26 protein-coding genes, 1 tRNA gene and 1 other RNA gene are annotated in these 26,938 nt (G+C 58.7%); 11 read left to right on the forward strand and 17 right to left on the reverse strand.

Going from position 1 to position 26,938, the window contains the following annotated elements; genetic code table 11:
• Nucleotides 1-184: 184 nt before the first annotated feature.
• The 11 genes from ACO54Z_RS09855 to ACO54Z_RS09905 all read right to left on the reverse strand — a co-directional run bounded on the left by ACO54Z_RS09855 (nucleotide 185) and on the right by ACO54Z_RS09905 (nucleotide 11,476).
• Nucleotides 185-2,287, reverse strand: coding sequence for a prolyl oligopeptidase family serine peptidase (locus tag ACO54Z_RS09855; RefSeq protein ID WP_485996850.1), 2,103 nt, complete (start codon nucleotides 2,285-2,287; stop codon nucleotides 185-187).
• Nucleotides 2,288-2,328: 41 nt separating this feature from the next.
• Nucleotides 2,329-2,859, reverse strand: a complete 531-nt coding sequence (locus ACO54Z_RS09860; RefSeq protein ID WP_485996851.1) for an inorganic diphosphatase — start codon at nucleotides 2,857-2,859, stop codon at nucleotides 2,329-2,331.
• Between the two features lie 69 nt (nucleotides 2,860-2,928).
• On the reverse strand, nucleotides 2,929-3,357 hold the full coding sequence (locus ACO54Z_RS09865; protein ID WP_485996852.1) for a DUF192 domain-containing protein: 429 nt from the start codon (nucleotides 3,355-3,357) through the stop codon (nucleotides 2,929-2,931).
• Nucleotides 3,354-3,617, reverse strand: coding sequence for a helix-turn-helix domain-containing protein (locus ACO54Z_RS09870; protein WP_298080276.1), 264 nt, complete (start codon nucleotides 3,615-3,617; stop codon nucleotides 3,354-3,356). The genes ACO54Z_RS09865 and ACO54Z_RS09870 overlap by 4 nt, the downstream gene beginning before the upstream one ends.
• Before the next feature lie 12 nt (nucleotides 3,618-3,629).
• Complete coding sequence (gene dusB, locus ACO54Z_RS09875; RefSeq protein ID WP_485996853.1) at nucleotides 3,630-4,571, reverse strand: tRNA dihydrouridine synthase DusB; 942 nt, start codon at nucleotides 4,569-4,571, stop codon at nucleotides 3,630-3,632.
• 88 nt (nucleotides 4,572-4,659) lie between these two features.
• Complete coding sequence (gene prmA / locus ACO54Z_RS09880; protein ID WP_485996854.1) at nucleotides 4,660-5,544, reverse strand: 50S ribosomal protein L11 methyltransferase; 885 nt, start codon at nucleotides 5,542-5,544, stop codon at nucleotides 4,660-4,662.
• A gap of 129 nt (nucleotides 5,545-5,673) precedes the next feature.
• Nucleotides 5,674-7,017 carry an acetyl-CoA carboxylase biotin carboxylase subunit gene (accC, locus tag ACO54Z_RS09885; protein ID WP_485996855.1) on the reverse strand — a complete coding sequence of 448 codons (1,344 nt, stop codon included), beginning with the start codon at nucleotides 7,015-7,017 and terminating at the stop codon, nucleotides 5,674-5,676.
• A gap of 10 nt (nucleotides 7,018-7,027) precedes the next feature.
• Nucleotides 7,028-7,486 (reverse strand): acetyl-CoA carboxylase biotin carboxyl carrier protein, encoded by a 459-nt coding sequence (accB, locus tag ACO54Z_RS09890; RefSeq protein WP_485996856.1) that lies wholly within the window; start codon nucleotides 7,484-7,486, stop codon nucleotides 7,028-7,030.
• Nucleotides 7,487-7,499: 13 nt separating this feature from the next.
• The gene (aroQ, locus tag ACO54Z_RS09895; protein WP_298080281.1) at nucleotides 7,500-7,946 is read right to left on the reverse strand and encodes a type II 3-dehydroquinate dehydratase; all 447 of its coding nucleotides are present in this window, start codon (nucleotides 7,944-7,946) and stop codon (nucleotides 7,500-7,502) included.
• A gap of 97 nt (nucleotides 7,947-8,043) precedes the next feature.
• A complete protein-coding gene (locus ACO54Z_RS09900; RefSeq protein WP_485996857.1) occupies nucleotides 8,044-10,182 on the reverse strand; it encodes a protein-disulfide reductase DsbD in 2,139 nt (712 codons plus the stop codon).
• A 259-nt stretch (nucleotides 10,183-10,441) separates the two neighbouring features.
• A complete protein-coding gene (locus ACO54Z_RS09905) occupies nucleotides 10,442-11,476 on the reverse strand; it encodes a Gfo/Idh/MocA family oxidoreductase (protein WP_485996858.1) in 1,035 nt (344 codons plus the stop codon).
• A gap of 88 nt (nucleotides 11,477-11,564) precedes the next feature.
• Between ACO54Z_RS09905 and ACO54Z_RS09910 the strand changes: the two genes are divergently transcribed.
• From ACO54Z_RS09910 to ACO54Z_RS09945, 8 genes are all read left to right on the forward strand, one after another.
• The gene (locus ACO54Z_RS09910) at nucleotides 11,565-11,987 is read left to right on the forward strand and encodes a hypothetical protein (RefSeq protein WP_485996859.1); all 423 of its coding nucleotides are present in this window, start codon (nucleotides 11,565-11,567) and stop codon (nucleotides 11,985-11,987) included.
• Between the two features lie 54 nt (nucleotides 11,988-12,041).
• Nucleotides 12,042-12,491 carry a hypothetical protein gene (locus ACO54Z_RS09915; RefSeq protein ID WP_485996860.1) on the forward strand — a complete coding sequence of 150 codons (450 nt, stop codon included), beginning with the start codon at nucleotides 12,042-12,044 and terminating at the stop codon, nucleotides 12,489-12,491.
• A gap of 64 nt (nucleotides 12,492-12,555) precedes the next feature.
• Nucleotides 12,556-13,062, forward strand: coding sequence for a hypothetical protein (locus ACO54Z_RS09920; RefSeq protein WP_485996861.1), 507 nt, complete (start codon nucleotides 12,556-12,558; stop codon nucleotides 13,060-13,062).
• Nucleotides 13,063-13,144: 82 nt separating this feature from the next.
• On the forward strand, nucleotides 13,145-13,993 hold the full coding sequence (locus tag ACO54Z_RS09925; RefSeq protein ID WP_485996862.1) for a hypothetical protein: 849 nt from the start codon (nucleotides 13,145-13,147) through the stop codon (nucleotides 13,991-13,993).
• 219 nt (nucleotides 13,994-14,212) lie between these two features.
• On the forward strand, nucleotides 14,213-14,680 hold the full coding sequence (locus ACO54Z_RS09930) for a hypothetical protein (RefSeq protein WP_485996863.1): 468 nt from the start codon (nucleotides 14,213-14,215) through the stop codon (nucleotides 14,678-14,680).
• Nucleotides 14,681-14,870: 190 nt separating this feature from the next.
• Complete coding sequence (locus ACO54Z_RS09935; RefSeq protein ID WP_485996864.1) at nucleotides 14,871-15,968, forward strand: ABC transporter substrate-binding protein; 1,098 nt, start codon at nucleotides 14,871-14,873, stop codon at nucleotides 15,966-15,968.
• 211 nt (nucleotides 15,969-16,179) lie between these two features.
• Complete coding sequence (locus ACO54Z_RS09940; RefSeq protein ID WP_485996865.1) at nucleotides 16,180-17,358, forward strand: FecCD family ABC transporter permease; 1,179 nt, start codon at nucleotides 16,180-16,182, stop codon at nucleotides 17,356-17,358.
• Nucleotides 17,355-18,110 carry an ABC transporter ATP-binding protein gene (locus ACO54Z_RS09945; protein ID WP_485996866.1) on the forward strand — a complete coding sequence of 252 codons (756 nt, stop codon included), beginning with the start codon at nucleotides 17,355-17,357 and terminating at the stop codon, nucleotides 18,108-18,110. The genes ACO54Z_RS09940 and ACO54Z_RS09945 overlap by 4 nt, the downstream gene beginning before the upstream one ends.
• Nucleotides 18,111-18,153: 43 nt before the next feature.
• Here ACO54Z_RS09945 and ACO54Z_RS09950 read toward each other — a convergent pair whose 3' ends face one another.
• Nucleotides 18,154-19,731, reverse strand: a complete 1,578-nt coding sequence (locus ACO54Z_RS09950; protein ID WP_485996867.1) for a peptide ABC transporter substrate-binding protein — start codon at nucleotides 19,729-19,731, stop codon at nucleotides 18,154-18,156.
• 7 nt (nucleotides 19,732-19,738) lie between these two features.
• Complete coding sequence (locus ACO54Z_RS09955; protein WP_485996868.1) at nucleotides 19,739-21,307, reverse strand: peptide ABC transporter substrate-binding protein; 1,569 nt, start codon at nucleotides 21,305-21,307, stop codon at nucleotides 19,739-19,741.
• A 177-nt stretch (nucleotides 21,308-21,484) separates the two neighbouring features.
• Here ACO54Z_RS09955 and ccoS point away from each other — a divergent pair, with 177 nt between their 5' ends.
• Nucleotides 21,485-21,661, forward strand: coding sequence for a cbb3-type cytochrome oxidase assembly protein CcoS (gene ccoS, locus ACO54Z_RS09960; protein ID WP_298080379.1), 177 nt, complete (start codon nucleotides 21,485-21,487; stop codon nucleotides 21,659-21,661).
• The gene (locus ACO54Z_RS09965; RefSeq protein ID WP_485996869.1) at nucleotides 21,658-22,311 is read left to right on the forward strand and encodes a sulfite exporter TauE/SafE family protein; all 654 of its coding nucleotides are present in this window, start codon (nucleotides 21,658-21,660) and stop codon (nucleotides 22,309-22,311) included. The genes ccoS and ACO54Z_RS09965 overlap by 4 nt, the downstream gene beginning before the upstream one ends.
• Before the next feature lie 159 nt (nucleotides 22,312-22,470).
• Here the strand turns inward: ACO54Z_RS09965 and ACO54Z_RS09970 are convergent, their stop codons facing one another.
• From ACO54Z_RS09970 to rnpB, 4 genes are all read right to left on the reverse strand, one after another.
• Nucleotides 22,471-23,214 carry a hypothetical protein gene (locus ACO54Z_RS09970; protein WP_485996870.1) on the reverse strand — a complete coding sequence of 248 codons (744 nt, stop codon included), beginning with the start codon at nucleotides 23,212-23,214 and terminating at the stop codon, nucleotides 22,471-22,473.
• An 81-nt stretch (nucleotides 23,215-23,295) separates the two neighbouring features.
• Nucleotides 23,296-25,440, reverse strand: a complete 2,145-nt coding sequence (locus ACO54Z_RS09975) for a S9 family peptidase (RefSeq protein ID WP_485996871.1) — start codon at nucleotides 25,438-25,440, stop codon at nucleotides 23,296-23,298.
• 222 nt (nucleotides 25,441-25,662) lie between these two features.
• Nucleotides 25,663-25,736 (reverse strand) — tRNA-Arg (locus tag ACO54Z_RS09980).
• A 15-nt stretch (nucleotides 25,737-25,751) separates the two neighbouring features.
• Nucleotides 25,752-26,090, reverse strand: an RNA gene (gene rnpB, locus ACO54Z_RS09985) — RNase P RNA component class A.
• A gap of 94 nt (nucleotides 26,091-26,184) precedes the next feature.
• On the opposite strand from rnpB, the gene ACO54Z_RS09990 reads away from it, so the two are divergent.
• Complete coding sequence (locus ACO54Z_RS09990; RefSeq protein WP_485996872.1) at nucleotides 26,185-26,766, forward strand: LemA family protein; 582 nt, start codon at nucleotides 26,185-26,187, stop codon at nucleotides 26,764-26,766.
• Nucleotides 26,767-26,938 lie beyond the last annotated feature (172 nt).

Below are 26,938 nucleotides of genomic sequence, written 5' to 3' on the forward strand. Positions count from 1 at the left end.
GTTGTTACAACGTTGGGCATGAATCCCTTGACCCGCAAAACTGTCGCTTCCCGCAGAACCTGTAGGGTGGGGCAAGCCCCACCCTACAAGCTGAAACTTTCGGTGAACGGCTATAAACAGCGCCTAACCCAACCTGCGAAAAAATGCCGCAAATGCGGCGTTTTTTTATAGCAGCAGCGGCGGGTTATAGCCCCTTCGTCAGTTCGTTCCAGAGGAAAGTGTAGGCAAGCGCGCTCATGTAGGCGCGCTGTTTGTTGTCTGCCGCACCGCCGTGGCCGCCTTCGGTGTTTTCGTAGTAAAGCGCGGTTTTGCCCGCCGCAAGCATTTTCGCCATCATTTTGCGCGCGTGGCCGGGGTGAACGCGGTCGTCGCGGGTCGAGGTGGTGAACAGCACCGGCGGGTAGTTTTTCGCCGGGTCAAAGCGGTGGTAGGGCGAGTAGTTTTGCAGGTATGCCCATTCTTCGGGTTTGTCCGGGTCGCCGTATTCGGCTATCCACGAGGCGCCGGCGAGCAGTTTGTGGTAGCGCTGCATATCCAGCAGCGGCACCTGGATGACGATGGCGCCGAACAGTTCCGGGTATTGGGTCAGCATATTGCCCGTCAGCAGGCCGCCGTTGCTGCCGCCCTGGATGCCAAGGTGTGCCGGGCTGGCGATGCCGCGCGCGGTGAGGTCGCGGGCGACAGCGGCGAAGTCTTCGTAGGCTTTGTGGCGGTGCTCTTTCAGCGCTGCCTGGTGCCAGCGTGGGCCGTATTCGCCGCCGCCACGGATGTTGGCAACGACGTAAACGCCGCTGCGGCCGCTTGCGGTTTTGCGCGTCAGCCAGCTTTTGCCGATGCCGCCGCCGTAGCCGGGGGTGAGCGCGACTTCAAAGCCGCCGTAGCCGTAGAGCAGGGTCGGGTTGTTGCCGTCGGTTTTCAGGTCTTTCGGGCGGACAATGGTGTAGGGGATTTGGGTGCCGTCGTCGCTGGTGGCGAAGTGTTGTTCGACGGTGAGTCCGCTCGCGTCAAAGTAGGCGGGCAGGGTTTTCAGGGTTTCGGGCGGCTGTTGGGCGCGGGCGAGGTCGGCGAGCGCGAGGGTGGTCGGCTGGGTGTAACCGCTGGTGGTGAGCCAGATTTGGTCGCTTTCGTCGGCGTCAATAGCGGCGGTGCTGGCGGTGCCGATGTCGGGTACGCCCGCGAGTTTGCTTTGCGCCCAGTGGTTGGCCGGGTCGTAAACGGTAAGGCGGGTTTTGACGTCTTCGAGGGTTTCCAGGATGAGGTAGTTTTTGGTCCAGGTGCTGCCCGCGAGCGAGGTGTGCGCGTCCGGGGTGAAGAGTGCGGTCAGCTCGCGTTTGCCCGCCATCCAGTCGTCGTATTTGGCGACGAGGTAGCTGCCCGCCGGGTAGGTTTTGTCGCCGATTGTCCAGTCTTCGCGCGGGCTGATGATGAGCCAGTCGCGCACGACGCCTTTTTCGGCGGAATCGGGGACGTCAATTTTCACCAGTTTGCCGTCGGCAAGGCGCTGGTAGTATTCGTTGTTGTAGAAGTCGATGATGCGCACGACGTAATCGCGTTCGTAGCCGGGGGTGCTGTCGTGGTAAGCGATGACGCGCATATCGCCGTCTTTGCCCCGGTAAACGAGTTCGGCCTGCTCCAGCGGGGTGCCGCGCGTCCACAGGCGGGCTTCGCGCGGGTAGCCGGAGCTGCTCATGCTGTCTTTGCCGAAGTCGGTCTGGATAAAGACGTGGTTTTCGTCGATCCAGCTCATCGAGCCTTTGGCGGCGGGGCGGTAGTAGCCGTCTTTGATGAATTCGCGTTTTTCGAGGTCATATTCGCGCGTTTCGTCGGCATCCGAGCCGCCGTTGGAGAGGCTGATGAGGCAGCGGCGGTAGTCGGGGCGCAGGCATTGGGCGCCGTGCCAGACCCAGGTGGCGTTTTCTGCTTTATTGAGTGCGTCGAGGTCGAGGATGTTGTCCCATTGGGGGTTGGGCTTTTTGTATTCGTCGAGGGTGGTGCGCCGCCAAATGCCGCGCGGGTGCTGGTCGTCCTGCCAGTAGTTGTAGTAGTAGTCGCCGCGTTTGCCGGCGTAGGGGATTTTTTCTTTGGAATCGAGTACGGCAAGGATGTCCGCTTCCATTTGTTTGAAGGCGGGGTTTTGCGTGAACGCTTTTTCGGCGGTGGTGTTTTGTTCGCGTACCCATTGCAGGGCGCGTTCGCTGTCGATGTCTTCGAGCCAGAGGTTGGGGTCTTGCGGGGTTGCCATGAGGGTGTTCGCCTGGAGGAGGGTGAGGAGGAGGATTTTTTTCATGCGGATAGATGGTGAAAGCCCCCGGTGGCGGGGGCTGTGAATTATTGGGCTTTCCAGCGGGCTTGCGAGTCGCGGATGACTTGTTTCGCCTCGTTGATGTCGCCCCAGTGGTCAACTTTGGTTGAGCCGGGTTTTTTCAGCGCCTTGTAGTGGTTGAAGTGAAATTCGATTTGTTTGATGAGCTGCGCGGGCAGGTCGGCAAGGGTCTTGATGGCGTCGCCGGTTTGGCGGTCGTCGGCGGGGACGCAGACGATTTTGTCATCGACTTCGCCGTCATCGACGAATTTCATCACGCCGATGACGCGCGCTTCGAGATAGACACCGGTCGGCAGCGGGGTGTCGGTGATGATAAGCGCGTCCAGCTCGTCGCCGTCTTCGTCCAGCGTTTGCGGGATAAAGCCGTAGTTGGTCGGCTTGGCGAAGATGAGCGGCTCAACGCGGTCGAGCATCAGCGCGCCGACTTTGCGCTTCCATTCGATTTTGTGGTTGGAGCCTGCCGGGATTTCGACGACGACGTTGATGATGCCGCCGTCCACGTCGCCCGCGTCAAGGATTTGGTTGAAGTCTGCCATGGGGTTTTCCTCGGTTGTTGAAGGGAGGGGGATTATAGCAAAGCGCCTGTAGCACGGCGGCTGGAAGGGTTAGGCCCGCCCGTCCGGGAAGATGTACAGCGGCTGTCGCGGGGGTGCGAGGCGGTAGCGGGCGCGGGTTTCGAGGACGTAGGCGACTTTGCCGTGGGCGGGGTAATGCGCGCAGGGGTCGCGGGTGCAGGGTGTGGCGAGGTGGCGGGCGACGGGTTGGCCGTCAGCATTGTAGAAGCGTATTTCCAGCGGTATCAGGGTGTTTTTCATCCAGAAGGCGACCGGTTGCGGCGGGTCAAAGATGAACAGCATCCCGCCGTACGGCACGAGCCAGGGGCGATACATCAGGCCGCGGGCACGGTCGGCGTCGCTGCGCACGATTTCGGCCAGGATGGGGCGTTCGCCGTCGTGCAGCCAGCGGTATTCGGCCGCGTGGGCGGGGCAGGCGGCGAGGAGGGTGAGGGCAAGCAGGGGGATGGTTTTTTTCATCGTTGTTGTTGCGGGCTTTGGTAGGGAATGCGGTGTTCGGTCAGCTTTTTTTTCAGGGTGTTGCGGGTGATGCCGAGGACTCTGGCGGCGTGGCTCTGGTTGTCGTGGCAGCGCTGCATGGTGTGGCTGATGAGGGCGTGTTCGGCTTCGCTGATGATGAGGTGGTAGAGGTTGGTGATGCGGGTGTCGTCGCCGTCGTGCAGGGCGTAGTATTCGGCAATGCTGTATTCGATGGCGGCGCGAAGGGTCAGCGGGGGCATGGGTTTTCTCGGTTAGGGCTTCGGGATGAGGGCGAGTTGGGCGTCGAGATGCGCGGCGTGGTTAATCGCTGGGCGCAGTGCGGGGTAATCGGGATGCGGGCGCAGGTAGGCGTGCAGGTGTTTGCGCGCGATGGCGGTCGCCTGCGCGCCGTAGTGTTGGTGCAAGTCGCGCAGATGGGCGCGGATTTGGGCGGTTTTTTCGGCGGCGGGCAGGGTGCGGCCATTGATGAGCGCCTGGCAGCGGGCAAAGAGCCACGGGTCGCCGAGGGCGGCGCGGCCTATCATGATGCCGTCGAAGCCGTAGCGGTCAAGCAGGGTTTTCGCTTGTTCAGCGCTGGTAATGTCGCCGTTGGCAATCACCGGCAGGCGGGTTTGTGCTTTCGCTTCGGCAATGGCGGCGTGGTCGGCTTCGCCCTGGTAACGCTGCGCGCGGCTGCGGCCGTGGACGGAAAGCGCGGCAATGCCGCAGGCTTCCGCGATGCGTGCGACTTCTGTGATGACCGGTTGGCCGTCGTGGTAGCCGAGACGGGTTTTGAGTGTTACCGGGATGTTGACCGCGCGCACCACGGCGGCGAGGATTTTCTCCACCTGGCGGAGGTCGGCCAAGAGCGCCGATCCTGCCTGTTGGCGGGCGATGGTTTTTGCCGGGCAGCCCATGTTGATGTCGATGATGTCCGCGCCTTTGGCCTGCATGAGGAGCGCCGCTTCCGCCAGCAGCGCCGCGTCGCCGCCGACGAGCTGGATGATTTTCGGGTAACGCGGGTCAGGGTCGAATTGTAGCCGTGTGGCGGAATGCGCGGTGTGCAGCAGTTCGGGTTTGGCGCTGATCATTTCGGCGGTGCTGTAGTCCGCGCCGTTTTCTTGGCAGAGGCGGCGGAAGGGCAGGTCGCTCACGCCCGCCATCGGTGCAAGGACGATGACGGGCTGCGGGTAGTGGAAGGAGCCGAGGTGCATGGTTTTGGATTTGGGCGAGGATGTTTATTGAGCAACGAGGTGTGCGGGCAAACCCCACCCCCGCCCCTCTCCCACGGGGGAGGGATGTTTAGGATTTGGGACGCAAGTGCAGCAGTATCCAGCCGTCGCGTTCGTCGGCGCGGCTGATGTGATAGGCATCGCCGTAGGCTGCGCGGATGCGGTCTTCCTGCCGCTCAAGCAGTCCGGCGAAGATGAGCTGGCTGTCTGCGCGCAGGTGTTTTTCAAACTGTGGGCGGAGGAAGCAGAGCGGTTCGAGCAGGATGTTGGCGACGAGCAAATCGACTTTGGGCGCGTCGTTCGGGTCGGCACAGAGGGTGATGCGCGCGCGCACGCCGTTTTTGTCGGCGTTTTCGCCGCTGGCGGTGAGTGCCTGCGGGTCGATGTCGGTCTGCCAGACGTGCGCTGCACCGAGCAGGGCGGCGGCGATGCCGAGGATGCCGCTGCCGCAGCCGTAGTCATAGACGGTTTTGCCCGCGAGCGCGCCGTGGTGTACCAGCCAGTTGAGGCACATTGCAGTCGATGGATGCGTGCCGGTGCCGAAGGCGAGACCAGGGTCAAGACGCAGCACGGTCGCTGTTGGGTCATCAATATGGTGTTCGCTCGCCGCCACCCAAAAGCCGCCGCCAAAGTCGATCGGGCGGAAGTGGTCAAGCCAGGCGCGCGTCCATTCGCTGTCGGCAAAGAGGCGGTCATCAAGCGCGATGTCGTTGCCGAGCGCGGCGCGCAGCAGGAAGTGGATGGTTTCCGGGTCGCTGTTTTGCGGGAAGAGACCGGTGATGCCGGTGTGTTGCCACAGCGGCATCGTGCCGACGGGCGGCTCAAAGATTTCTTCGTCATCGGCGGCGGTGTAGGTGATGGCAATCGCGCCCGCGGCTTCGAGTGCGGCTTCGATGCGGTCGGTGTCGGCGTCGCTTGTGCTGTGCAGGGTGATTTCCAGCCATTGTGCGGTCATGGGGTGTTTCCTTTTGGGGTTTTGGCGGGGCGGGTATGTCGGTGATGTGGTGGGGCAAGCCCCACCCTACGGGAATGCGGCAGTTCGGGCGCTACAAGTAATGCGCCCCGCGGATGCGGGGCGTCGGGTTCAGGCCAGTCCGAGTTTGTGTTCAAGGTAGTGGATGTCCATTCCGCCTTTGTTGACGACCGGGTCTTCAAGCAAATCCTGGTGCAGCTCAATGTTGGTGCTGATGCCTTCGATGACGAGTTCGCGCAGTGCCATTTTCGCCCGCGCAATGGCGGTTTCGCGGGTGTCGCCCCAGGTGATGAGTTTGCCGATCATCGAGTCGTAGTGCGGCGGTACGGTGTAGCCGTCGTAGAGGTGCGATTCGACGCGCACGCCCAGTCCGCCCGGTGCGTGGAATTCGGTGACGCGCCCCGGCGAGGGGATGAAGGTTTTGGCGTTTTCGGCGTTGATACGGCATTCAAGGGCGTGGCCGCGCACCTTGATGTCGTCCTGGGTGTAGGAAAGCGGCAGGCCGGCGGCGATGCGGATTTGTTCGCGCACGATGTCCACGCCAGTGACCATTTCGGTGACGGGGTGTTCGACCTGGACGCGGGTGTTCATTTCGATGAAGTAGAACTCGCCGTTTTCGTAGAGGAATTCAAAGGTGCCCGCACCGTGGTAGCCGATGCGTTTGCAGGCCTCCACGCAGACGGCGCCGATTTTGTTGCGCTGTGCTTCGGTGATGCCGGGGGCGGGCGCTTCTTCCATGACTTTTTGGTGGCGGCGCTGGAGCGAGCAGTCGCGTTCGCCGAGGTGGATGGCGTTGCCGTGTTTGTCCGACAGTACTTGTATTTCGATGTGGCGCGGGGTTTCGAGGAATTTTTCCATGTACACCATGTCGTTACCAAATGCTTGGCGCGCTTCGGTTTTGGTGAGGCGCACGGCATCGACGACTTCGTCGGCGCTTCTGACGACACGCATGCCGCGCCCGCCACCGCCACCGGCGGCTTTGATGATGACCGGATAGCCAATACGCTCGGCGGTGGCGCGGATTTCGTCCGGGTCGGTACTGAGCGGGCCGTCGGAGCCGGGGACGCAGGGAATGCCGGCGGCTTTCATCGCCTTGATGGCTTCGACTTTGTCGCCCATCATGCGGATGGTTTCGGCGCGCGGGCCGATGAAGGTGAAGCCGGATTGTTCGACGCGCTCGGCGAAGTCGGCGTTTTCGGAGAGAAAGCCGTAGCCGGGGTGGATGGCGTCGGCGTTGGTCACTTCGGCGGCGGAGATGATGGCCGGCATATTGAGGTAGCTTTCGGACGATGGTGCGGGGCCGATGCAGACGGATTCGTCGGCCAGCACGACGTGTTTGAGGTCGGCATCGGCCTTGGAGTGGACGGCGACGGTTTCGATGCCCATTTCGCGGCAGGCGCGCAGGATGCGCAGCGCGATTTCGCCCCGGTTGGCTATCAGCACTTTCTCAAACATGGCGCGCTCCTTATTTGACCACGAACAGCGGTTCGTCGTATTCGACCGGCTGGCCGTTTTCGACGAGGATTTCGACGATTTTTCCGCCGAAGTCGGCTTCGATGCGGTTGAACATTTTCATCGCTTCGATGATGCAGACGGTGTCGCCGGTTTTGATGTCATCGCCCAGTTTGACGAAGGGGTCGGCGTCGGGGGCGGGGGCGTTGTAGAAGGTGCCGACCATCGGCGAGCGGATGATTTTGCCGTCCGGCGCGGGTTTGCCCGCAGGCGCTGCTTCGGCGGCGGGTGCGGCAGCAGGGGCAGGGACGGCGAGGTTGTACGCCTGCGGCGGGTAGGGCATCGCGGGCATCGGCGAGGTTTGTCCGTAGCGGCTGATGCGCACGGATTCTTCGCCTTCGGTGATTTCCAGTTCGGCTATCCCGGAGGTTTCGAGCATTTCGATGAGTTTTTTGATTTTGCGGATGTCCATAGTGGGCGGTCTCTTATTTGGGTTGGGTAAGGTAGTGGTGGGCAGCGGTCAGCGCCAGTTCGTAGCCGGTCGCGCCGAAGCCGCTGATGACGCCTTGTGCGAGGTCGCTGAAGTAGGAGTGCTGGCGGAAGGGTTCGCGGCGGTAGATGTTCGAGAGGTGGACTTCGGTAAAGGGGATGGCGACGGCGGCGAGGGCGTCGCGCAGGGCAACGCTGGTGTGGGTGAAAGCGGCGGGGTTGATGATGATGTAATCGACTTCGTGTTTGCCTGCGGCGTGGATGAGGTCGATGAGGACGCCTTCGTGGTTGTGCTGGATGAATTCGAGTTGGTGGCCGAGGCCGGTCGCCATTTCGCTGAGGCGGTGTTCGATGCTGTCGAGGGTGTCATGCCCGTAGTGCGCCGGTTCGCGGCTGCCGAGCAGGTTGAGGTTGGGGCCGTTGATGACAAAAATGAGCGCCATAGGGTGTGTTGTCTCAAATGGGGTGGTGGTCGCATATTGATGCCCGCAACACCGTATGGTATTGCGGGCCGGGGGCGTTAAAGCCGCGCATTATAGTCTATTTCTTGCGCCATTCTGCCAGTTTTGCCGCGAAATCATCCGCGTTCTGCTCGCCGATGATTTTTTCCTGCGGCGCGGCGAGTTGGCCGTGCGGCGGGTAATAGAGGACGGCGGGCGGGCCGACGAGGTTGAGCGCGTTGAAGATGGCCTTGTGCGCGTCGTTGAAGTCGGTGACGTCGATTTTCAGCAGGGTGTAACCGGCGAGGTCGGCGGCAAAGCGCGGGTTGTGCCAGATGTTGGCTTCCCATTTTTTGCAGGCGACGCACCAGTCGGCATAGAAATCGAGCAGCACCGGGCGGTCGCTGGCGGCGAGCGCCGCTTCGATTTCCGCTTTGCTATGCAGTTCGCGGAAGGCCGCGCCTTGTTGGGCGACGGCTGCGGCGGGCGGCGCGAAGAATTGCGCCGCGCTTTGCACGCCGAGGGCGATGGCAACGGTAAGCCCCAATCCGGCGAGGAAGCGGCGCGTCTTGCTGTCGCCATATATATAGGTCGCAAACAAGAGCGCGTACAGCATCCACGCCGCGAGCGCCCAGGCGAGCGGCAGGATGCGGGCGACGAGCCAGACGGCAATGGCCAAGAGGGCGAAAGCGAAGGCCTTTTTGACGTTGTCCATCCATGCGCCCGCCTTCGGCAGGAATTTGCGGAAGGCACCGGCGAACAGCAACAGCGGCAGGCCGGTGCCGAGGCCGAAGAAGAACAGGGCGGTCGCGCCCTTGAGCGGCGTTGTCTGCGTGGTAAAGAGCAGCAGCGCGGTCAGAACCGGCGTGGCGCAGGGGCTGACGACGAGGATAGAAAGCGCGCCCATCGCCGCCGCGCCGCTGTACGAGCCGGATTGCTGTTTGCGGTTGAGTTTGTCCACCGGTTTTTGCAGCCAGCGCGGCGTTTGCAGGGTATAAACGTCAAACAGCGACAGCGACAGCCCGGCAAAGAGCAGCGCTACCAGCACGGTAATCCACGGCTTTTGCAGAATCACTTGCAGGTTAATCTGGAAAATGCCGAAGACCGCGCCGAGCAGCGCCATCGTCGCGCCCATCGCCAGCACATAGACGCTGATGAGGCGGTAGGCGCGGGCGGTGCTGGTGTTCTTGCCGACAACGAGGCTGGTGACAATCGGCACCAGCGGATAGACGCAGGCGGTGAAACTGACGCCGATGCCGAGCAGCAAAACGAGCGGCAGCGCGATGAAGAAATGGTCGTTCAACTTCTGCACGATGGCGGAAGGCGCATCGCTGTTGGCGACAACTGGCGGCGCGGCGGGCGTTTCCGCAGCAATGGACGGGGTGGTGGTGAGACCGCCCGCGCTATTGCCCGCCTCAAAATGGAATTGCCGCTGAATGGGCGGGTAGCAAATCAGCCCCTCGGCGCAGCCTTGCAGATGCAGGGTGAGCGCCTTGCCCTGCACGTCGGGCAGACTGAAGCGCAGGGTGTTGCGGTAAATCTCCTGCTCGCCGAGAAAATCGTCCTGATGACGCTCGCCCTCTGGCAACGGCAGCGCCAACGGTTTGCCGTCCAGCTCCGCTTTCAGGCTGTGGCGGTATAGGTAATAGCCCTCCGGCATTTGATAATGCAGGTCAAGCTGGCCGTTCGTGCCTTTTTGCGCATCGACGAGAAACGCCTGGTCTTCCGGCAAGACCTCGTTTTTCTTCGTCTGGAACAGCGACGGTTGCGCGGCTGGGGCAGTGTCGGCGGGTTCAACATTTGCCGCCGTCGCCCGTTGCGCCATGACCGCCTCATTGGCGGCGACCTCGGCAGGCGGCACCTGCAACGTCCACGACGTCGGCGGATAACAAATAACGTTTTCCTCGCAGCCCTGCGTCTTCAGCGTAAACGTGTCAGCGCGGTCGCGGTGGCTGAGGGTAATCGTCGGCGGCTGATGCCACACCTGCGTCGGCCCCAAATACGGGTCCTCCTTCGCCTCCGCCGGGGTGCGCGACTCCTCGCCAACCACCCCGCCGAGCGTGGTCTTGTCGGCATACAAATAATAGCCGTCGGGAAAATGGATGGTGACTTCGGTGCGATAGCCGTCGGCGGTCGCGCTTTGATGAATTTCCGGCTTGAACACCTCCTCGGCAGGCAGCGGATCGGCCTGCGCGACGGCGACAGCGAGAAGCCAAAAGAGAGAAAGCAAATATTTCATGATGCGTGAGTTATGGATGAGTGGAAACGGGCGCAATTCTAGCGCATTTGCCGCGCCGCGCTACTGCCATTCGGCAATTCAAGCCGGTCGCGCAAAAGATTGCGACGGCAGAGCGCCCACCCGCTATGGTGCAAACCTTTCCTGCCATTCGGGCAAAACCACCCGTGCGAATCGTCGCGCTTGCATAGCGCAATACGCATCGCCGTATCGCCTTAATCCTCCCGGACATCAAATCCTTATGGCGGCTTGCGGGAAATCCTCAAACTGCCGTCGTATCCACCGTCAGCCTGCGCCCGCAATCGCTGCTTTGCTGCGCGAGCTCGGTCAAATAAATCACCCGCAGCGCGTCCTCTGCCGTCACCGCCAGCGGCGCTTCTCCGCGCAAGGCGGCGGCGACATTGCGGTAAAAAGCGGCAAAATCGCCGCGCACCGGCGGCACGGTGCGGGCGCTGCCATCCGGCGCATAAAGCGTGCCGAATTGCGCCGCATCCTCCAGCCCGTAAGCGGCATCGCACGGCGACAGCCACGCCTTCAACTGTGCCTCCTGCACATCCAGCCCGAATTTGACGAAATTGCCCGCATCGCCCTCGACGCGGAAACGCGCGACCGGCGCGCAGGTATAAGGCGAAGTATGCAAAACCGCTTCAAAATCCGGGTAATGCAACTGCACCTGCGCATAATCCACCGTCCGGCTGCCGGGGCGCAGCGCGCGGCAGTTGCCCGTCACTGCCTGCGGCATCCCGAACAGCGTCAGCGCCTGATCGAGCAAATGCGCGCCGAGGTCGTACCAAATACCCGCGCCGACGCCGGGATTCTCGCGCCAGCGGTCGCGCACTTCGGGGCGGAAGCGGTCCCAGCGCGACTCAAAAAAGCGCAACGCACCCAGCTCGCCGCGCGCCAAGAGCGCCTGCAACGTCAAAAAATCACTGTCCCAGCGGCGGTTATGAAAGACCGAAAGCAATCGCCCGGCGCGTTCTGCCCGCGCAATCAGCTCGCGTCCTTCCGCGACCGTGTTCACCATCGGCTTTTCCAGCACGACGTGCCGTCCTGCCGCCAGACACTGCGCGGCGAGGGAAAAATGCACCGCATTCGGCGCGGTAATGACGACCAGCTCCGCATCGGACTGCGCCAGCATTGCCGCCGCATCCGGGAATTGTGCCACGGCAACATCCGGCTGCGGACGGCTGCTCACCAGCGCGGTGAGGCGGAAATCGGCGCTGGCAGCAATCAGCGGCAAATGAAAGGTGTGGGCGGACATACCGCAACCAATGATCGCGACGGAAATGTGTTGCATGGAATTCTCCTCATCAAACATGATGAAATATTGTAATAAAAAGCCGTTTATAATTATCGCAGTTTCCCCCCAGATAAAGGCAACTGAAATGAAAAAAACGCTGTTTGCATTGCTGCTTTGCAGCCTGAGCCTCACTGCCTGCGTCAAGGCTGACCGCGCCTCGCGCCTCGGTGATCAGGTCAATCGTGAAGTCGCGCAGGAGGTCGCCTGGAAAGAGGCGGTTCGTGGCAAAAAACTGGGCAACAAGACCGTCAGCCAAATTCTCGGCAAAAAAATGCGCGCACACCGTGGCGAGCTGAAACTGGCGACACGCAATGATTGCATCGAAACCTATGGCCCGGAAAAATTGCGCCAGTGCCAATGCCTTGCCAATAAACTGGATTACGATGCCGTCTTCAGGTACACACAAAAATACCGCGCCAACCCGCGCGGCGATTACCGCTACGAAATAAGCCGCCTGGATGCGATGACTGCACGCGCCTACCGTATGTGCGGGCTGCGGCTCAAATAACGGCAGCTACAGCCGCCAATTCCCGTTTTCTTCCCTCAACACAAGGAATCTGCGATGAAACCGCTAATAAAAAGCACCCTTGCCGGATTACTGCTTTCCGGACTGGCCATGACAGCGCAGGCAAAAGATGAAAAAGCCGACGCGCTGGCCAACAAAATCGTGCTGGAAATGACGCAAGAACTGATGAGCCAACATAACACGAATGGCAAAGAGCCGAGCGATGAAGAAGTTGGCCGCCTGTTCCTGAAAAAAATGCACGACCATCTCGGCGAATTTAGAGAAACCATGCACGAAGACTGTGTGCAGGAATATGGCAAGGACAAAGAAAGCCAATGCAAATGTGCAACCGGGAAACTCGACTACGAAGCCAGCTTTGCCCTGATGGAAAAACAACTGAATGATGCCAGCCCCGCAGAGATTGAAAAAGAGAGCAAGGCCATCATTAAAAACGAAAAAGCCGTTTATGAATCCTGCGGCCTTGAATATCACGAGGAAACCGAATAACTATCCCCTTTATCAGGCGCGCCCCTGCGCGCCTGAACACTTCCATCCATAACCAGGAAAAACGATGAAAGCATCTCTGAAAAACACCCTCGCCGCCTTGCTGCTTGCCGCAGTAGCCACAACTACCATGGCCGCGGAAAAAAACAAATCCGATGAACTTGGTGAAAAAATCGCCAATGAGCTGATACAGGAAATCACGGCGGACAGCAAAGCCGGGAAAAACATCACCGAAAAAGACCTTGCACAAAAATTCCTCGGCAAAATGCGCGCCCACCTGGGCGAATTCAAAGAAGCGGTAACAGATGACTGTGTCAAGGATTACGGCAAAGAAAAAAACAGCCAATGCCAGTGCGTAACCGACAAGCTGGATTTCGAGCAATACTTTGCGATGATGGAAAAACAGGTCGCCACGCCGGACGCCAATCTGGAAAAAGAAGCCCAGACGGTTAAAGAAAACGAAGAAGCGGCGTACAAGGCCTGCGGACTGGACATCAACATCAGCCGTGAAGCTGAAGCCAAAGCGGCTGCCGAGGCGGCCAAAGCGGCAGAAGCCCAACCGGCGAAAAAATAAATCGCCTGCACAGCGGCGCAGATATATCCCCGCGCGGATAATCTGCGCCGTTTTTGTTGCTGAAATCTCCAAGTAAATCATCATGAAAAAAATCCTGAAAAACACCCTCGCCGCAATCCTGCTGGCCGGTATCGCCATTCACGCGACGGCTGCGGCGCAAAGCAAATACGAAATCCTCAGAAAACAGGTTGCCACCGAAGTCATGCAAGAAATGCAGGCATCTGGTACTAGCCCCAATGAGGCAGAAATAAGTCAACGGGTCATTGCCAAGCTGCGCACACGCCAGAACGAATACAGCGACGCCATGAAAGAAGACTGCATCCGCGATTACGGCAAGGCCAACCAAAAACAATGCCAATGCTTTATCAATAAAGTGGATTACAACGCTCACCTGGCACGGATGGAAAAGGCGCTGAATGCAGACCAGAAAATACGGGCAGCAGAAGTCGAAAAAGCGCAGCAGCTACGACAAGAACAGGAAATGACCGCCATCAAGGCGTGCGATTTGAGTATTGCCCATAGTCAGGAAACCCTAAAGGCATCCAGCAAAACAGACCTGCTGACTAAAACAATCATCGGAGAATTACTCCAGCAAGCAAAATCTGCCGAAGCATCGGGCAAACCGCTGACAGAAACGCAAATACCCCAAATGCTTGCCGACAAACTGCATACACATCTGGCCGACTTCAAACAGGCCAGTAAAGAAGACTGCCTCAGCACATTCGGCAGCGACAAAAAGAGCGAATGCCAATGCTTTACCGACAAACTCGATTACGAAGCCCAATTTTCCTTGGTCATAAAAACCCTTGAGGGAGAACCGCAAGCGCAGAAAAAAGCGCGGCAGGCACGGGCACGGCAACAAGCTATCATGACGACAGGCAAGGCTTGCGGTTTGTCCGCCTCAATCGCCAAAGCAAAAAAACAAAAGTAGTTGTTGTACCTACGCAGCAAATTTCCGCTCGGTACGATTTGATTCGTTGATTCAAGCCAAGTGCTGTTACAATTGCGTCTACTGCAAGCAATGTTTTGCGGACGTACGCAGGTCAGCTCTCTCCCCCGTAAGGGAGGTTCGGGGCAGAAAATAATCCCCATGTGACGACCGACATGAACTATCCCAAACCCTTGACATTTTTAACACAAGGAGATTTCCATGAAAAATATTCTGAAAAACGTCCTTGCTGGTCTGTTTTTTGTAGTATTTACCATAACTGCAATTGCTGTCGAAAAAAGCAAAGGCGATATACTTAAAGAACAGATTAGCAATGAAGTATTACAGGAAGCAAAAATAGCCGGTTATCCACTGGCCGCAGAAGAATTGGCCAAAATTATGGTTGTAAAACTGCGCGAACGACTGGATGAGTATAAAGAAATAGTGAAAGAAGATTGTATCAAAATCAATGGTGAAGATAATGACAGCCTGTGCCAATGTTTCTCTGACAAATTGGATTACGATGCCCAATTTTCAATATTGGCCAAATTATTTAGTGGAAGTTCGGTGGAAGACACAAGAAAATCACTACAAGCAATAAAAGATATTGGCAATGAAGCCTACAAGGCCTGCGGCAGGATACTTGCAGATGCGGTACCCGACGCAGCGTCGGAAAAACAGAAGCCATAAATCACATGACCCACCGCGCTCCGGCGCGGTTTTTTGTGGCTCGCCGTCGCGTAGTACCACGGGGATTTTCCCGCGTCTGCCACAAATTTCCACGGCGGCTAACAAGAAGTTATCGCATTTACCGGCGTGTTACCCTATAATCCCGCGTGCCATTTCCGGCTCCCTTTTCCCTTGCATTCAAGAGGTTTACATGAAGAAGCTCCTGCTCGCCGCCGCGCTGGCATTCACCGCCGCCGCCCCCGCCTTTGCCGAAATCACCGCTACCGACGTCGTTGGTCGCACCGTCACCGTACCCAAAGTGCCGGAGCGCATCGTGCTCGGTTTTTATTATGAAGATTATCTTGCCATTGGCGGCAAGGATGCGATGGACAAGGTCGTCGCCCTTGCCCTTTCCACCTGGAAAGACTGGCGGCCGCAGCAATACGCGCTTTATGAAAAAGCGCTGCCGAAACTGAAAGAGATTCCCGATATTGGCAATACCGAAGACGGCACGTTTTCCATTGAAAAAATCATCGCCACCAATCCCGATTTGGTTATCCTCGGCGTCTGGAATTATGAAGGACTGGGCGAATCGGTGAAGCAACTCGATGCGGCGGGCATTCCCTATGTCGTCCTCGATTACAATGCGCAAACGGTAGAGAAACACACTATTTCCACGTTGGCATTGGGCAAATTGCTGGGACAGGAACAGCGCGCGCAGGAATTGGCCGATAATTACAAGAATGCCTTCGCCGATATTGAAAAGCGCATTGAAAAACTGAAACCGTCGCCGAAAAAAGTTTACGTTGAGCTCGCACAAAATGGTGCGGATACTTTCGGCAATTCTTATGGCAACACGATGTGGGGCGCCCTTTTGGAAAAACTGGGCGGGGAAAATATCGCCGCCGGACAGGTGAAAGGCGCGGCACCGCTCAGCCCGGAATATATCCTCGCCGAAGCACCGGATTTGATTTTCCTCGCCGGTTCGGAATGGAAAAACAAGCCGCAGGCGGTCGCCGTCGGTTTTTCTGCCGACCCCAAAACCGTCAATGAACGCATTGCAGCTTATCTGAAACGTCCCGGCTGGGCGGATTTGCCTGCGGTAAAAACGGATAATGTTTTTGCGATTTATCACGGCGGCGCACGTACCCTTTCCGATTATGTTTATGCGCAATTTATCGCCAAGCAGCTTTATCCTGACGCCTTCAAGGATATCGATCCGGTGCGGAATTTGCAGGAATATTACAAGAAATGGCTGCCGATTGAAGCGGACGGTGTTTTTATGACCCGTTATCAGCCGGGTAAATAATGGAAAACCGCGGGCGGATATATTTCTGCCCGCCCGGTTTGTCGTATATAGGATGCGCCTTGGCAGGATATGCCAAGGCGTGCGTTATTCGATTCTCGTAGGGTGTATGCCGTAGGCACGCGCATCCCGATAAGCTCCGCGTGCGTGTCGGCGATGCCGCCACACATCCTACGGCCACACTCCCGATACGTTAATTCTTTGAGGACTTTTTATGACCCCCGCCTCCATTCACGGCAGTTACCAGCGCAATGCCGACCGGCGGCTGCTGTTGCTCGCCGCCGCCGCGCTCGTGCTGCTCGCGCTGGCGCTGGCCGACCTTGCTACCGGCCCGTCCGGAATGCCGCTGGCCGATATTTTCAAGGCGCTGCGCGCCGGGCCGTTTTTTGATACCGACCGCAGCAGCGTCGCCAGTCAGGCGCTGTCCGCCCTGCCTGCCGCACCTGCCGGGCTGGAATCGCTCTGGCGCGGCTTGCAGGAAACATTCGCCGATGAGGCACGGCTGCGCAAGCTGGTGACGATTCTCTGGGGACTGCGGATGCCGCAGACGCTGACCGGGATTCTCGTCGGCTGTTGCCTCGGCCTCGCCGGCTTGCAGATGCAGACCATCCTCGCCAACCCGCTCGCCAGCCCGTTCACCCTCGGCTTCTCTGCCGCTGCCGGCTTTGGCGCGGCGCTCGCCATTATGTTTGGCGGCATGGTGCCGGGGCTTGCCGCGCACGCCTGGTTTGGCTTCCTCATCGTTCCCGCCGCTGCCTTTGCGATGACCATCGGCTCCTGCGGCCTGATTTACCTCATCGCCATCCTGCGCAGCGCCACGCCCGCCATCCTCGTCCTCGGCGGCATTGCCGTGCTGTTTTTCTTCCAGTCGCTGCAATCGCTGCTGCAATTCCTCGCCACGCCGGAAGCGTCACAACAAATCGTCTTCTGGCTCTTTGGCAACCTGCTGAAAGCGAGCTGGACATCCGTCGCGGTCGGCCTTGCCACCCTGCTCGTCTGCGTGCCGTTTATCATCTTTGACACCTGGGCGCTGACCACACTGCGCCTCGGCGACGCCAACGCGATGAGCCTCGGCATCAACGTTGACAAACTGCGCAAGCGCAGCTTCATCATCGTCGCGCTACTCACCGCCGCCGCCGTGTCCTTCGTCGGCACCATCGGCTTTGTCGGCCTGATAGCGCCGCACATGGCGCGCTCGCTCGTCGGCGAAGACCACCGCTTTGCCCTGCCGCTCGCCGCAGTCACCGGCGCGGTCATCCTCATCGGCGCCTCCGTCTTCGGCAAAATCATCTCGCCCGGCGGCGCAATCCCCGTCGGCATCATCACCGCCGTCGCCGGGGTGCCGATGCTCTTTGGCATCATCATCCGCAGCGGCAGGAGGAACGAAGGATGAGCCTCGAACTCGCACACGTCGCCGTCAGCTACGGCAAAACCCCCATCCTGCGCGACATCACCGCGCGCCTTGAGCAGGGGCAGATAGTCGGCCTCATCGGCCCGAACGGCACCGGCAAATCCACCCTCATCAAAAGCATCGCCACCGTGCAACGCTTCAGCGGCACGATTCACTGGCAGGGCGCGCCGGTCAGCCTGCGCGACATCGGCTTCATGCCGCAAAACTGCCAGGTGAGCGCGGAGCTGAGCGTGCTGGAAACCGTGCTGCTCGGCCACCACGAACAACTCGGTCTGCGCGTCGGTCACAAACTGATTGACGCCGCCTGCGCCATCCTGGACGACTTCCGCATCGGTCACCTGCACGACCGCTGCATGACGCGCCTCTCCGGCGGGCAGCAACAACTGGTGCTGCTCGCGCAACGCCTCCTGCGCGAGCCGAAACTGCTACTGCTCGATGAAGCGACCAGCGCGCTCGACATCCGCCACCAGATGCAAGTGTTCGACCGCCTTGGCGCTTACGTTGCGCGCACCGGCGCGTTGGTGGTGATTGCCATCCACGACCTGAACCTTGCCGCGCGCCACACACAGACCATCTTGCTGCTGAACAAAGGCCACGTCGCCGGACAGGGCGCGTTCGCCGAAGTGGTCTCGCCCGACAGCCTGCGCGCGGTCTATGAAATCGAGGCGGAAATCGTCACCACGCCGAGCGCCTACACCGCAGTGATACCGGTGTGTCCGTGTCATCAAGAATGAGTGAATAAAAAGAAACCGCCTTGGAGGGCGGTTTTTTGCGGGTTTATTGTTCTTTCTCGATGCGGATGTATTTGCTCGGCCAGTGGTTCATCACGTTTTCTTCGTAGCCTTTGACATATGGCTTCACCAGGTGTTTGGAGACGAAGAAAAACACCGGGACGAGGTCGTGCTGGTCAATCAGCCGTTTTTCCGCCTGTTGCAGGATGGCGGCGCGTTTTGTGCCGTCGGTTTCGCGCGCGGCGTCGCTGAGCAGTTTGTCGTATGCCGCGTCGTTCAGGCCGATGGTGTTGCTGCCGCCGCCGCTGACAAAGAGGTCAAGGAAGGTGTTGGCGTCGTCGTAGTCGCCCATCCACGAGCCGCGGAAGACTTGGGTGTTGTATTCGCGGCGGTCGTTGAGGTACGCCTTCCATTCTTTGTTAATCAGGCTGGTTTCGACGCCGAGTGCGTCTTTCCACAGGGCGGCGACGGCGATGGCGACTTTTTTGTTGTTGTCGTTGGTGTTGTAGAGCAGTTCGACCCGTAGCGGGTTTTCTTTGCTGTAGCCGGCTTCCGCGTAGAGCGCCTTGGCTTTTTCGAGGCGTTTTTGCCGGTCCCAGTTGGCGTATTCGGGCTGGTAGGGGGTGTAGCCGCTGATGCCGGGGGTGACGAAGCCGTAGGCGGGTTGTTCGCCGCTGGCGGTGATGTTTTTGACGATGCGTTCGCGGTCGATGACGAGGCTCAGTGCTTCGCGCAGTTTGGGGTTGTCCTTGAATGGCGGTTTGGTGAGGTTGTAACCGAAGTAGAAGGTGCCGAGGTAGTTGTGGATGTGCAGCTCTGCGCCGAGGTTTTCGCGCAGCCATTTGATTTGGTCGTTCGGTACGTCTGCCGTCCAGTCCAGCTCGCCCGCGCGGTAGCGTTGCAGTTCGGCGTTTTTGTCTTCGCTGACGTAGTAGATGACCTTGTCAAGCTGGACGTCCTGCGCGCCGTAGTAGTTGGCGGATTTTTCGAGGACGATGCGCGACTGCGGTTTCCATTCGCGCATTTTGAAGGCGCCGTTGCCGATGAGGTTTTCGGGGCGCGTCCAGTCTTTGCCCTGTTTTTCGATGATGTGCCGCGGTACGGGGTAGGTGACGGCGTTGATGAGCAGGCCGGGGAAGTAGGGCGTCGGTTCGTTCAGTTCGACCACCAGTGTTTTGTCATCAGCGGCGCTGACGCCGAGGGTATCGACCGCTGCATTGCCTTCGGCGATGGCTTTTGCGTTTTTCACCGGGTAGAGGAAGAAGCTGTATTTACTGCCGACCGCCGGATCGACCGCGCGCCGCCAGGCATAGACGAAATCGCTCGCAGTGACCGGGGTGCCGTCCGACCAGGCATTGTCGCGCAGGTGGAAGGTCCAGGTTTTGCCGTCGTCGGAGATGTCCCAGCGTTCGGCGACGCCGGGGATGAGGTGCGCGCCCGCGTCTTCATCGACGAGGCCGACGAACATATCGCGCAGGATGTGCATTTCCGGCATTCCCTGCGCCAGTTGTGGGTCCATGCTGGCGGGTTCGGCGTCGTTGCTGCGGCGGAAGACGGTCTCGGCCTGCGCGCCGCTGGTGGCGGCGAGCAGGAGGGCGGTGGTGAGGAGCAGTGTTTTTTTCATGGGGTTCTCATGGTTCGATGTGTAAATCCTGGGTGCGCACGATGCCGAGGGCATTGCCTGCGTAGCCTTTGAATTGTGGCTTGAGCAGGCGCACGGTGACGTAATGGTACAGCGGCGCAACGGCGTAGTCGTCAATGACGGTTTTTTCCGCCGCTTGCAGCAGTTTTGCCCGCGCGGCGAGGTCGGGCGTGGCCGCCGCTTCTTTCAGTTGGGCATCGTAGGCGGGATTCTGGTAGCCGGAGTAATTGACTTCGGAATTTTGCTGGAAGATTTCGAGGAAGGTATAGGGATCGTCATAGTCGCCATTCCAGGAGTAGCGATAGGCCTGGTCGTCTTTTTGTGCCATGTTGGCGAGCATGACTTTCCATTCCTGGTTATTCAGTTCGGTTTGTACGCCGAGTACCTGTTTCCACATCGCCGCGACTGCCACCATGATCTTTTTGTGGGCATCGCTGGTGTTGTAAATAATGGAAACTTTCAGCGGTTTTTCTTTGGAATATCCGGCTTCGGCATAAAGTGCCTGCGCACGGGCAATTTGTTCCTTGCGATCCAGTTTGCTGTATTCCGGCTGATAGGGGTCGCTGTTATGGGTGGAAGGCGGTACCAAACCATAGGCGGGGATTTGTCCGGCTTTCAGGATTTTTTCGGTAATTACCGTACGGTCAATCGCCAGCGTCAGCGCTTCGCGCAATTTGGGATTATCCTTGAATGGCGGTTTGGTCAGGTTAAAACCAATCCAGTAGGTGGCGAGGAATGGCTCTATGTGCAACTGGCCGGCGTATTCTTTTTTGGCAATTTCCAGACTTTCCGGGGAAAGGGATTCGACGTAATCCACTTCCCCGGCGCGGTAGCGGTTAAAGGCGGTGCTTTCCTGCTCAATCGGATAGTAGATGACTTTGTCAATGGCGACGTGGTCGTGATTCCAGTAAGTCGGCGATTTTTCTGCGGTAATGCTCGCCTGCGGTTTCCATTCGCTCAAGTGATAGGCGCCATTACTGACGATATGCTCTGGCCGTGTCCATTTGTCGCTGAATTGTTCGACCGTTTTGCGCGGGACGGGATAGGTGGTGTAATGCGTCATCAGGCCGGGGAAATACGGCGTCGGATAATTCAGTTCGACTTGCAGGGTGCGCTCGTCCAATACCTTAATGCCGAGCGCTTCCAGATGCTTTTCCTGCCCGCTGGCAATCGCCTCAGCATTTTTCACCGGATAAAGAATGAAGGCATATTCACCGCCGGTGGCGGGATTGACCGCGCGTTGCCAGGCATAGACAAAATCATCCGCCGTCACCGGCTCGCCATTGGACCATTTGGCATTGTCGCGCAGATGGAAAGTATAAATTTTGCCGTCATCGGAAACTTCCCATTTTTCGGCGACGCCGGGGATGACTTCACCTTTGGCATTGGTGGTGGTCAAACCCTCGAAATTGTCATAAATAATCGCCGAACCGGCATTTTCTGTCGCCAATTGCGGGTCAATGCTTTTCGGCTCGGAGCCATTGCCGCGACGGAAGACACTTTCCGCCTGGGCATTGATGGCGAGCAATACCAGCGTGGTGACAAGCAGCTTTTTCATGATGAACCTCGATGAATGGAATCAGGAAAAGATTTCCGGATTATGGCGGGGGAAACGCGGCATTCCCCGGAAGACGCATACTTTACGGTAATTTCCGCGCAAGGCAAGGGCAAGGCGCGCCGCTACCCGCGATTTGCCGCATAATGTGCGCCCGTTATCCGTATCCCTCCCGCCGTCATGCAAATCCTCTATCTGCTCATTCCCATCTCCGTCGTCCTCATTGCCGCGGCGGTTTACGCCTTCCATTGGGCGGTGCGCACCCGCCAGTTCGACGACCTCGAATCGCCCGGCATGATTCCGCTGCTGGACGACACCGAAGAAGAGCGCCGCCAGCGCGAATCCGGCGAGTCATGAGCGCCGCCACTCTCCTCACCGCCTTCGCCACCGGGCTTGCCGGCAGCGCGCACTGCGTCGCCATGTGCGGCGGTATCAGCGTCTCGCTCGGCCTCGGCAGCATGAAAAAGCGGCTGTTGCCGGTCTATCACGGCGGGCGGCTCGCCAGCTACGCCACGCTTGGCCTCGTCTTCGGCTGCCTGCTGCCACTCATCGGCGTGCGCGACTACAGCCCGGCGTGGGCGATGGCGCTGCGCCTCGCCGCTGCGCTGGTGATGTTTGCCATTGGCTTGCAAATCGCCCTGGGCATCAATCTGCTGCGCCGCCTGGAACGCTACGGCAGCCGCCTGTGGCAACCGCTGGCGGGATTTGTCCAGTCGCTGTTGCCGGTGCGGACGGGCAGCGACGCGCTCCTGCTCGGCTTCCTCTGGGGACTGTTGCCCTGCGGCCTGATTTACAGCGCCCTCGCGCTGGCGGTGGTCAGCGGCAACCCGCTGCACGCGGCGCTGGTGATGCTCGCCTTCGGCGCGGGTACGCTGCCGGCGATGCTGCTCCTCGGCGTCTTTTCCGGCACGCTGGTGCAGTCGCTCACCCGCGACAGCAGCCGTATCGTCCTTGGCGCGCTGGTGATGGCGACGGCGCTGTGGACGCTGTTGCCGTTGGTACGGTAGGCGTTATACATACACCTTTCCCGCTACCCTGTATGTAAATTGTAGGTGGGTCTTGACCCACCATGACGGAATACGCGGCTTTAACGGTGGGGCAAGCCCCACCCCACGGCAGTATCAAAATGCAGTCGGCACACACTCAACATCTTTGATGTCGGTCATTCATGCCCGGTCTAAAATAAAATTACAGGGGAACAAAGAAAAATCTTTGTACAAACCTGCCTTATCAATAGCTTCTTTTAGAGACTGTGAAAAGAAAATAGAGTGATTGATTAAGGGGTCATGCCATATATCTGCCGGGCATTCCAATGCCTTGGGGTGGAAATGGAATCTGTTCAGCTCCGCTTCATCATCAGGATGGTGATAAACGCTATAACTGCCTCTGGAAATCAATCTTAAATCAGGATTTTTTTCAGGGGATAAATAGCTGTGTGTTTCGCATACATTAAGTAAATAATAGGTCTGTTCGCTTAGCAGTTCATTTGTCGTTCGCTCACATAGCCTGACTGGACTGATTTGTGTGCTACCCAAATAAAAATGACGGAATATGTGTAAAAGTGGTTCAGTAATCATGATAAATTGATCTGAAATTGCAAAAACGGGTGGCATTGTGGAAAAAACTTCCTGGGGAATCCCTGCATATATTTCTTTCAAATCAACATACATTGCGTCAGGCAAGATTTTTGGAGAGAGAAATTTATGTTCGCGATATGAATGGATTGTCTTGACCATTTCATTAAGCATAATTTTCCTTTGTTCTTCTTCCCGCTCCGTCCGGTTTTTTCTCGTCAAGGCAAAATAATCAGGAAAATTCAATGTAGAAGGAATGCCAAGCTGAATCCACCACGATTCTCTGCTTAATCCACTGTCATCCAACAGCCAAATTGTCAGTTTTTTTGCGGTCATCCGTTGCTCCTGGGGCAATTCGGGAAAACGGGTAAAGGAAAGCCATACAAAACGCCCCTGGCGGGGCGTTTTTTGTGGCGCTTATTGGACGCCGAGCTGTTCCAGCATGAAAGCGTACATCTCGGCGATTTCGCGGTAGCGGCGGAAGCGCCCGGATTTGCCGCCGTGTCCCGCTTCCATGTTGGTGCGGAAGACGATGGGGTGTTTGCCGGTATTGACGTCGCGCAGGCGGGCGACGTATTTCGCCGGTTCCCAGTATTGTACTTGTGAGTCCCAGAGGCCGGTACCGACGTACATCGCCGGGTAATCCTGCGCTTTGAGGTTGTCGTAGGGCGAGTAGGAGAGCATGTAGGCGTAGCTTTCCGCGCTCGCTTCCGGGTTGCCCCATTCGTCGTATTCGTTGGTGGTGAGCGGTATTGACGGGTCAAGCATGGTGGTAACAACGTCCACGAACGGCACTTGCGAGAGGATGACGCGATAGTCTTCCGGCGCCATGTTAGCAACCGCCCCCATCAGCAGACCACCGGCGCTGCCGCCCATCGCCGCGACGCGGTCTTTCGCTGCGTATTTTTCTGCAACCAGCCAACGGGTTACGTCGATGAAGTCGGTGAAGGTGTTCTTTTTGTGCAGCAGTTTGCCGTCTTCGTACCAGGCGCGCCCCATTTCTTGCCCGCCACGGATGTGGGCGATGGCATAGACCATGCCGCGGTCAAGCAGGCTGATGACACCGCCGGAGAAGGATGGATCCATTGGGGCGCCGTAGCTGCCGTAGCCGTATTGCAAAAGCGCCGCCGTGCCGTCGCGCTTGAAGTCTTTGCGGTAAACGAGGGAGACGGGGATTTTGGTGCCGTCGCGTGCCGGTACCCAGACGCGCTCGGTGGTGTAGTTACTGGCGTCGTAACCGGGCACGGATTGCTGTTTGAGCTGGCGGCGTTCGCCGGTTTTGATGTTGGTTTCGTACACGATGGCGGGGGTGGTGAGCGAGGTGTAGCTGTAGCGCAGCCAGTCGCTGTCCGCCTCCGGGTTGGAGGAGATGCCCATGGTGTAGGCGGGTTCGTCCGCTTTCAGGTATTCGCTGCTTCCGTCTTTTTTGACGATGCGGATGCGGTCGAGGCCGTCGGAACGCTCGCCGATGGCGGTGTAGTCAGCGAAGGTTTCGAAGTATTCGATGTAAATCGCTGGGTCATGCGCAATCCATTCTTGCCAGTCGCTGCGGGCGGTGGCGTCGTCGCTGGCGGTCATAATTTTGAAGTTGGCGGCGCCGTCGGCGTTGGTGCGAATCAGCCAGCGGTCGCCGTAGTGGTCGGCGCTGTATTCGAGGTCGCGCTCGCGCGGCGCCAACACTTTGAATTCGCCAGGGTTGGCAGCTGGGGTGTAGCGCAGTTCGTCGGAAACCGTGCTGCTGGCGCGGATGGCGAGGTATTTTTCGTCGCGGCTGCGGCCGACGCTGAGGTAGAAGCTGTCGTCGGCTTCTTCGTACACTACGGGGTCGGTTTTCGGGTCAGTGCCGAGGGTGTGTTTTTTCACGCGCTTGCTGAGCAGGGTATCGGGGTCGTTTTCGATGTAGTAGAAGGTGTTGCCATCGTCCGCCCAGACGGCGTCGCCGTTGGTGCCGGGGATTTCGTCGGTAAGACGCTTGCCGCTGGCAAGATCGGTAACGCGCAGGGTGTATTGGCGGCGACCGTTGGTGTCATCCGCCCAGAGCAGTTTCTGGTTGTCCTGGCTGATATCGACCAGCGCCGCGCTGTAGTAGTCGTGTTCTTCCGCGAGCGCATTGACGTTGAGCAGGATTTCTTCGCCGGCAAAATCGCCGCGGTCGTTCGCTGCCTGGATGCTGACGGCGTCCAGCCCGGCGCGGTCGGCGTGGCGGGCGTGGATGGGGTAGTCCTTGCCGGTTTCAAAGCGGGTGTAGTACCAGTAACCACGGTCGCGCGCGGGCACGGAGCTGTCGTCCTGCTTGATGCGGGCGACGATTTCGTCGTAGAGCTTGTCTTCCAGCGCTTTCAACGGCGCGAGAACGGCATCGGCGTAGGCGTTTTCCGCGTTGAGATAGGCGAGCATCTGCGGGTCTTTGCGTTCGTCGTCGCGCAGCCAGTAGTACTCGTCCTGGCGCTCACCGTGCGGCGAGGTGACGGTATGCGGGCGCTTTTCGACATCGGGCGGGGTTTGGGCGTGGATGGTGGTCATGGTCAGTACCAGGGTGAGAAGGAAAGGTTTGAGGGGCATGGCGGCCTCGTGGTGGAAATGAGCGGCCATGATAGCAGACGGGAATGTGCCACGGCACGGGCGGGATTAGGTTGTTGCGGTTATTGGCGAGCGGTATGAACCGCCCCACCAATTAAGCGGAGGGCAAATTTAAGCGGAATGGCGCGGAAAGGGGAGGGCGGTTAATCCGTTAAATTTCGCCCGGTTACGGAGCGAAACGAAGTCCGGCGGAATAAACGAAAGTGCCCCCGAGAGGAATTGAACCTCCAGCCTTTCCCTTAGGAGGGGAACGCTCTATCCGATTGAGCTACGGGGACATGATTGAATAAAGAAAAAAGAGTTCGCCGATAAGCCGGGTTCTGTCGAGGACAATCATTCATCTGCGATAACCGTTACCGGCTACCTCCAGCAACCTACCCGGAATCACGGCGGGCCGCCGCAACGATTCCCTATTTGGTCTTGCTCCGGGTGGGGTTTACCCTGCCAAGCCTGTTACCAGTCTTGCGGTGCGCTCTTACCGCACCATTTCACCCTTGCCTGCATCACGCAGGCGGTATCTTTTCTGTGGCACTTTCCGTCGGCTCGCGCCGCCCGGGCGTTACCCGGCACCCTGCCCTGTGGAGCCCGGACTTTCCTCCAATCCGAAGATCAGCGATTGCCTGGCGAACTCAGGGCGCGGATTCTAAAGAGAAGCGCACCAACTTGCAAGCCTGTAACCCGCCCATTAAAATGCAGGAAACCCTTTGAACCAACAGGAGAAAACTCATGATTGGCTGGATTGTCCTCGCCCTTGTCGCCCTCGCTGTCATTGCGAGCATTGCCATCTACAACCGCCTCGTCAATTACCGCAACGATGCGAAAAACGCCTTCGCGCAAATTGACGTGCAACTCACCCGGCGCTACGACCTCATCCCGAACCTCGTCGAAGTCGCGCGCAAATACCTGCAACACGAACAGGAAACGCTGACCGCCGTCATCGCCGCCCGCGACCAAGCCGCCAACGCACTGAAAAACACCGCAGGCAGCGGCACGAACGTCGGTGCCCTCGCCACGGCGGAACAGGCGCTGGGCGCACGTCTCGGCGGCCTCTACGCCACCTTTGAAAACTATCCCGACCTCAAGGCGGACAACCAGCTCGCCGCGCTGCGCGAAGAAATCGCCTCCACCGAAAACCGCATCGCCTTCTCGCGCCAGCATTACAACGACAGCATCACCGAATACAACAGCGCCATCGAACAATTCCCCGCCAACCTCATCGCCGGAATGTTCGGCTTCCGTGCCGCCGAGCTGCTGGAAATCGAAGACATCGCCGCCAAACGCCAGCCGGTGCCAGTCAAATTCAGCTAACGACATCCCCCTCCCCTGCAGGGCGAAGCCCGCAGCGGGGGAGGGCAGGGGTGGGGGTGAGCGATATTATTGACGAGCTGGAATTCCAGTTTTTCAGTTGCTTGCTGCCCTAGGGGATGTTTACAATTCACTCATAGCGGTAACCAAACCATGATGCAGCCCAAAAGAACCG

The sequence above is a fragment of the Cardiobacterium sp. genome, assembly GCF_057314735.1.